The sequence below is a fragment of the Cupriavidus sp. 05T313 genome (assembly GCF_056396665.1).
Window position 1 is genome coordinate 78,159 of the sequence record NZ_JBFTLX010000012.1, and the last position, 7,060, is coordinate 85,218.

Consider the following 7,060-nt stretch of genomic DNA (forward strand, 5'->3'; position numbering starts at 1 on the left):
TTCCGATTGCCGCCCCGCAAGCCGTGGCGCCTAGCCAGCCAGGACGCGCTTGGGCGCATGGGGCCGGCCCCCGTAGCCAAGCAAGATTTCCGTACCGCGCTGCGAAGCCAGGATGGCGTGCGAACTGTGTTCCCGCATGGCGGTTTCGTAACTGCCGATGGCCGCGCGCAGCGAACAGTGGCCGGCGGCGGCCTCGCCCAGTTGCCGCGCCAGCAGGTAGGCATCGTGCAGCGCCGCATTCGCCCCCAGGCCACCTGCGGGACTCATCGCATGGATGGCATCCCCCAGCACCGTGACCGCATTGGTCGGCCAGGCCGGCGGCACGTCTGCCGTCCTGACGGGCAGCATGGCCAGCGAGGCGCGATCGCCCAGCTGGAACAGCGCCCGCAGCCCGCTGTGCCAGTCTGCCGTGACGCGCTCGATGCGCGCGGCGAGTTCGTCCTGGCGCAACGCATCGCCACCCTCCCAGCCGATGCCAAGGCTCTCGCGGGCGCCGACGATGGCCCAGTAGAGATAGTCCTCGCACTCGCCCAGGCGGTAGCCCGTGGACTGCGGCCGGAACCGCATCGGATCGATGATGACCGCGAGGCCATCGCCGAAGACGATAGAAGTCCTGTCCCGCAGCACGCCGGAGATCCGCGCCAGCGCGGCAGGCGTCGGGCAAGTCTTGCCATAGAGGCAGGCGCACCCGGTATCCGCCGGGGTGGCGCCCGGCAAACGGCGCCGGCGCACCTGGGAATTGACGCCATCCGCCGCCACCAGCACGTCCGAGACGGCGGATGAACCATCCGCAAACACGGCGGCCACGCGCCCGTCTTCGCACTCCCGGTAACGCACGCACGCCTTGCCGAAATGCACACGGTCCTCGATGCCGCACAGCAGGACTTCGCGCAGCGTCTGGCGGTTCACGCTCAGGTCGTCCTCTTCAACATTTCCAGCGCCTTCGTTCCCGGCCCGCCGCCACGACTCCACCCACATTCCGGTCACGGCATCGAGCCCTGTGTCAACCACATTGACGCCCTCCACGGGCATCGCGCCGGTTGCCTTGAACAAGGCGAAAAGGTCTGCCGGCAAGCAGGCCTTCAAGGCTTGCTGGCCCCGATGATCGATGCGGATGCGGTAGCCCTGCGTGCGGCTGGCCAGTGCCGCATCGCGCTCGTAGACATCGAAGGCGATGCCATGCCTCCTGAGCCCTTGCGCCAGGCACAAGCCGCCCAGGCCGGCGCCGACGATGGTGATGTGCATGGGCCTCGCCATCAAGGCGCGCTGCGCCGCCACAGCGCCCGCCCGGCGTTCAGCGCGCGGGGCCATCTTGCACTCCGGCAACCGCATTCGCCGTGGTCGTGGCAGCCAGGGCATCGTTGCCCAGCGCCAGCGCTTCCGCCATGGTGGCGGCCATCGCCACGGGCACGCCAAAGGCCTTGACCGCCATCTGCGCCTGCTCGGCCATTGCCGCCCGCTTGTCCGGGTCGGGTTCGATATGGATCAGCGCCCTGCAGCTTCTCCCGAGTGGCGCCTTGTGCTGTTTGAGCCATAGCGCGCGTTGCTTGCGGTCCTCGTGCGCTTCTTCGCCCCGCGCGGCATGGATCAGCACAAAGACCCGGTCCTGCCCGACCAGGGCCGTCATCTCGTCGCGCCACCGGGCGGCGTAGCCTGGCAGCATGGCTTCGGCGCGGCCGACCACGAGGGGGAAGTTCGATACGTCGTAGATGTGGAAGCTGGAAGCCTGTGCTTGCATGTCGCTCTCCTGCGCTGCGGGTAAAAGTTGACGCGTTGAATAAGGCGCCTCGCATGCAGTATCCAGTGGAAGCGGGTAGACTCGATAACGTTATCACGCCTAAAAATATTGAATTCCGGCCATGCCTTCCCGCCCAGCCCATCCTGCGGTCCCTAACGCTGACGACGCGTCCCTGCAGGCGGAAACCCAGACCCTGCTCGCCTCCTTTGCCGACTCGAGCGAGCAAGCGGGCGGCCCTGCCCTGATCGCCATGCGCGGTGCCGACAGGACCGACAACGAATTCCGGCTTGGCACGCGTGAGCTGGACTGGCATAGCCACGTGCGCGGCCAGTTGTTCTGCATCGACAACGGCCTGGTGCATGTCCGCACCCGCCACGGCTCCTGGCTGCTGCCCGCCCAGCGCGCTGGCTGGATGCCGCCGGGCGAGACGCATCGCGTCACCATCAGCGGCGTGCTGGGCGGCTGGAACGTGTGGATTGCCCCCTCCGCGGCGCAGGACCTGCCGCGCCTGCCTTGCGTATTGGGAACCAGCGAACTGATGCGCGCGCTGATCAGCCGTGCTGCGTCCTGGCCCTCGCCTTTCGCGCCGGATCCTGCGCAGGAGCGCATTGCCGCGGTACTGCTCGACGAGATCCGGCAGGCGCCGCGCGAGCCCCTGCATCTGCCCTTGCCAACCGACCGGCGCGCGCTGCGGATCAGCAATGCCATCCTGGGATGCCCGGATGACCATCGCAGCCTGGTGGAGTGGGCAGACTGGGCGGGCATGTCGCCGCGTACGCTATCCCGCCTGTTCCTTGGAGAGACTGGCCTGAGCTTTGCCCATTGGCGCCAGCAGGCTCGCCTGACCCTGGCGCTGGAACGGCTCGCACGCGGCGAAGCCGTGGCCGCTGTGGCCGAGACCCTGGGCTACGCCACGCCGAGCAACTTCATCGCCATGTTCCGCCGTGCTTTTGGCGACTCGCCGGCCCGGTATTTTGCGAACCGCGGACTGGGTGGCTAGCTACCGGAAGCGGCCCGTTCCTCGCCCTCACTCCCGCCCCGGCGGCTCACTGAAAATCCGTAGATTCTGACCTTGAATTTATCTGACTTATCAAATAACATCCATCCAGCAAACAGGAGGCGCCCATGAAGCACTACACCAGAGAGAACTTTCGCCTCACGCAGAGCGTGGGGTTCTTCCTCAACAAGGCCCGCAACCTTGTGCTGATGGAAATGGACGCCGCCCTCAAGGAACTGGATATCACCGCCCAGCAGATGGGCATCCTGCTGTCGCTGTCCCGAGGCGTCGCCACCACCCCGTTCGAACTCAGCAAGCTGCTGGTGATCGACACCGGCCTGATGACCCGCATGCTCGACAAGCTGGAGCACAAGGGCCTGCTGACCCGCTCGCGCAGCGTGGACGACCGCCGCGTGGTCAACCTGGAGCTGACCGCCAAGGGCCATGGCGTTGCCGAACAGATCCCGGAGATCGCCCCCGAGGTGCTGAATGCGCGCCTGAAGGATTTCACCAAGAGCGAGTTCGACGAGTTCATCCGCCTGCTCGGCAAATTCTCGGCCGCCTGAGCGCATCATTTTTAATTATTTAAAAGCGCGCGACAATTTCCTTGCGCCGGTGCCGGGCAAAATCATGCCGTGCCCCGATGCGCGTGCTGCTACCCTGGCCTTCGCCGGTTTTGCAGTGGTGTTCTTCATTCGCTCGGGCTACACCACCACCGTGGACACCTTGACGCTGGTGCCGCCCGCGTTGCGGCAAGGCATTCCGACCGCGCCCGCCAGGTGGTAGATGATGGGCGGCAACATCTGCGCCACGCCCGCAGCGATGATGAAAAAGCTGAAGGTCCGCTCTGCCGCCGCGGGATCGAAGGACACAGGATCAGAGCGCAGCGCGCGCATACGTTCCAGATTGCCAAGCACGGGCTCCGCCAGCGCCCGGTCGCTATCGGCATAGCGGCAAATTGTCATGCCGGATCCGAGCCTCGCCATCGGTCTTTATGTTGCATTTAAAATGCTTGTTTTATAGAATCGTTATCAGGTTGCTGCGCCGCACGATATGAAGCGCCGGTAACACCGGTAACGCCGGTTGGCAAGCGAGGCCGCTGCGACACCGCCTTGGCGGCTGCCGCATCCCGAATTCCACCCGACACATTGAGAGCCGAACCATGCTGCCCCTTGCGCAAAACCAGCCACCGGCAAGCCACGCCACCACGCGCTATCACGGCCATCCCGTCCTTGCGCTGGCGTTCCGGCCGTTCTACCTGCTGGCGGCCGCCTTTGCCGTGGTGGCCGTTGGCGTCTGGACCGCGATCTACCTGGGCTGGTGGCCCCATGCCGGTGCGCAGCCGGCCATGGGCGGCATGCTGTGGCACGCGCACGAGATGGTGTTCGGCTTTGCCGCCGCGATCGTGGTCGGCTTCCTGTTCACTGCCGGCAAGAACTGGACAGGCCTGCAAACACCGCAGGGCGGCTTGCTGGCCTGCCTCGCTGCCGTCTGGCTAGCGGCGCGCGTGCTGATGTGGACGGGCGCTGAATGCGGTGTTCCATGTGGCGCTGGCCAACGGCGCCGTGCTGCTCGCGCTGCAAAGCGCCGATGCGGGGATCGGGCTGATCGTCATCTTCATTACCGTGATCGGCGGGCGCGTGATCCCGATGTTCACCGCCAACACGGTCCCAGGGGTACGCATCCGGCGCTCGGCGGCTATCGAGCGCAGCGTTGTGGCGCTGACGCTGGCCGCGATGACCGCCTGCACGCTGGCGCCGCGCGGCATGGCCACCGCCGCGATCGCGCTGCTGGCCGCGCTGGCGCAAGCCGTGCGACTGGGCGGCTGGAGCTCGCGGCGCACGGCAGGCAAGCCCCTGATCGCCATCCTGCACCTCGCCTACGGCTGCCTGCCGCTGGGCCTGCTCTTGCTGGCGGCCGCCGCACTTGGCTGGGCCGACCGCTCGACGGCCTTGCACGCGCTCACCGTGGGCGCGATCGGTTGCGCCATCCTGGGGATGATCACGCGCACCGCGCTGGGCCATACGGGCCGCAAGCTGGAGGCCGGCCAGATGGAGAAAGCGGCTTATGCGTGCATCGGCACGGCTGCCCTCTTCCGCGTCCTGGGGCCGCTATTGCTGCCGCAATACAAGCCGTTCTGGATAGCCGGGGCCGCTGCGCTGTGGATGGCGGCGTTCTTGCTTTACCTGGTGAAATACACGCCCTACCTGACCAGGCCACGCGCCGACGGGCGGGACGGCTGAGCGGCCAGGGCCCGGGCCAAGCCCCCCTCCAGCGCCCCTTCACCGATGGCATGAGCGGCTACTAAAATCAATGAACTTTTCTCCGTCTCAGGTAGCCAGCAAATGGACGTCCATTTGACTATTCACGGCCGGCAGGGCCTGGCCGGCCAGCTTTATCGCCAGTTGCGCGCGGGTATCGTCGACGGACGGCTGGCGCCGGGCGAGAGACTGCCGTCTACCCGCGACCTCGCCACGCAGCTCGGCATCTCGCGCAAGACCACGCTCGATGTGTTCGAGCGGTTGATTGCCGAGGGCTACCTGCGCTCGCGCGCCGGCGACGGCACCTTCGTGGCGCACGAGATGACCCGCCTGGCACCGGCGCCGGCACCGGTCTCCCCGAGTCCCGGCTCCGGCTCGATCTGGGAGACGTTGCCGGACGCCTTGCCGATGACGGCGCCCGGCGCGGCGCCCGCGTTCGACTTCGTGGGCGGCATCACAGACAAGGCCTTGTTTCCCTTCGATAAATGGCGCAGTTGCGTGAGCCACGCGCTGCGCATGCAGGCCCGCGGACGCGGCACCTACCGGGATCCCGCCGGGGAGCAGGAGCTGCGCCTGGCGGTCTCGCGCTACCTGGCTTTCAGCCGCGCCGTGGCCAGCAACTGGCAGGACGTCATCGTGACGCAAGGCGCGCAGCAGGCGATCGACCTGATGGCACGGGTCGTGATCCGCCCAGGCGATGTGGTGGCGGTGGAAGATCCCGGCTACCCGCCCGCGCGCATCGCATTTTCCGCGCTCGGCGCGCAGGTGGCGCACGTCCCGGTCGATGCCGAGGGGCTGGTGGTGGACGCCCTGCCCGGCAACGCACGCATTGTCTACGTCACGCCCTCGCACCAGTTCCCGCTGGGCATGGCCATGAGCATTGAGCGCCGCGTCGCGCTGCTGGAATGGGCGCAACGCCGCGGTGCGCTGCTGCTGGAAGACGACTACGACGGTGAATTCCGCTTCATGGGCCGCCCGATGGAGTCGCTCAAGAGCCTGGACAAGACCGGCGTGGTGGCGTACGTGGGCACCTTCTCCAAGACGATCTTTCCCGAACTGCGCATTGGCTACGTGATCCCCCCGGCACCGTTGGCCACAGCGGTACGCCGCGCCAAGCAGGTCGGCGACTGGCATAGCTGCACCATGACGCAGACCGCCCTCGCCAAGTTCATGCTCGACGGCTATTTCGGCAAGCATCTGCGGCGCATGCACAAGGAATATGCCGCGCGCCGGACCGCGCTGCTTGCGCACCTGGACGGCCCGCTGAGCCGCTGGTTCACGGCGCTCGCGCCGGCCGCCGGCATCCACCTGGTTGCCCGGCTGAAGACGGAGCAGGATGAGCAGGCGCTGATCGCACGTGCCGCCGCCGCATCCATCGGCCTGTACGGCATCTCCGGCATGTACGCAGGGCAACGGCCAACACCCGGGATCCTGTTTGGCTATGGCGGCATCGGCGTGGCCGACATTCACGCCGGCATGGAAAAACTGGCCGGGGCGATGGATGGCCATCACTGGCTACCTTAAATTACAAAAAAGTGGCTATTTTTTATAACCAGTTGCCGTCCTAATCTTGTTCCTGTCGCGCAGCCAACCCGGCGGCGCAAACCAGGAGCAAACCATGGAACAACGTCTCGACTTCTACAAAGCCAGCCCCGCCACCATCAAGGCGCTGATCGGGCTGGAGGAACGCATCGGCAAGAGCGGACTGGAACAGCCGCTGGTGGAACTGGTGCGCCTGCGGGCTTCGCAAATCAACGGCTGCGCCTATTGCATCGACTTGCACACCACCGACGCGCGCAAGGGCGGCGAAGACGACCGCCGCCTGGCCACCCTGTCGGTCTGGCGCGAAACGCCCTTCTTCTCCGCGCGCGAGCAAGCCGCGCTGGCCTGGACCGAGGCAGTCACGTTGGTCGCGCAGGACCACGTGCCCGACGCCGCCTGGGAAGCCGTCCGCCCGCACTTCAGCGACGCCGAGCTGGTCGACCTGACGCTGCTGATCTCCGCGATCAATAGCTGGAACCGCTTCGCCATCTCGTTCCGCAAGACGCCGGCCTGAGCCAGGGG

7 protein-coding genes and 1 pseudogene are annotated in these 7,060 nt (G+C 66.7%); 5 read left to right on the plus strand and 3 right to left on the minus strand.

The window, feature by feature from the left end:
- Window positions 1–30 precede the first annotated feature (30 nt).
- Window positions 31–1,245 (minus strand): FAD-dependent oxidoreductase, encoded by a 1,215-nt coding sequence (locus tag AC1DKD_RS05060; protein WP_477111205.1) that lies wholly within the window; start codon window positions 1,243–1,245, stop codon window positions 31–33.
- 49 nt (window positions 1,246–1,294) lie between these two features.
- Window positions 1,295–1,738, minus strand: coding sequence for a hypothetical protein (locus AC1DKD_RS05065; protein ID WP_477111204.1), 444 nt, complete (start codon window positions 1,736–1,738; stop codon window positions 1,295–1,297).
- Between the two features lie 121 nt (window positions 1,739–1,859).
- Here AC1DKD_RS05065 and AC1DKD_RS05070 point away from each other — a divergent pair, with 121 nt between their 5' ends.
- Together AC1DKD_RS05070 and AC1DKD_RS05075 are read left to right on the plus strand one after the other, a co-directional pair.
- Complete coding sequence (locus AC1DKD_RS05070) at window positions 1,860–2,738, plus strand: AraC family transcriptional regulator (protein ID WP_477111203.1); 879 nt, start codon at window positions 1,860–1,862, stop codon at window positions 2,736–2,738.
- Window positions 2,739–2,863: 125 nt separating this feature from the next.
- A complete protein-coding gene (locus AC1DKD_RS05075) occupies window positions 2,864–3,301 on the plus strand; it encodes a MarR family winged helix-turn-helix transcriptional regulator (protein ID WP_441634063.1) in 438 nt (145 codons plus the stop codon).
- Between the two features lie 138 nt (window positions 3,302–3,439).
- Here AC1DKD_RS05075 and AC1DKD_RS05080 read toward each other — a convergent pair whose 3' ends face one another.
- On the minus strand, window positions 3,440–3,700 hold the full coding sequence (locus tag AC1DKD_RS05080) for a hypothetical protein (protein ID WP_477111202.1): 261 nt from the start codon (window positions 3,698–3,700) through the stop codon (window positions 3,440–3,442).
- 197 nt (window positions 3,701–3,897) lie between these two features.
- On the opposite strand from AC1DKD_RS05080, the pseudogene AC1DKD_RS05085 reads away from it, so the two are divergent.
- The 3 genes and pseudogenes from AC1DKD_RS05085 (at window position 3,898) to AC1DKD_RS05095 (ending at window position 7,052) form a co-directional block, all read left to right on the plus strand.
- A pseudogene (locus tag AC1DKD_RS05085) lies at window positions 3,898–4,978 on the plus strand (NnrS family protein).
- Between the two features lie 102 nt (window positions 4,979–5,080).
- Window positions 5,081–6,520: a MocR-like pyridoxine biosynthesis transcription factor PdxR gene (pdxR, locus tag AC1DKD_RS05090; protein WP_477111200.1), complete on the plus strand. Its 1,440-nt coding sequence runs from the start codon at window positions 5,081–5,083 to the stop codon at window positions 6,518–6,520.
- A 94-nt stretch (window positions 6,521–6,614) separates the two neighbouring features.
- Window positions 6,615–7,052 (plus strand): carboxymuconolactone decarboxylase family protein, encoded by a 438-nt coding sequence (locus AC1DKD_RS05095; protein WP_035871037.1) that lies wholly within the window; start codon window positions 6,615–6,617, stop codon window positions 7,050–7,052.
- Window positions 7,053–7,060 lie beyond the last annotated feature (8 nt).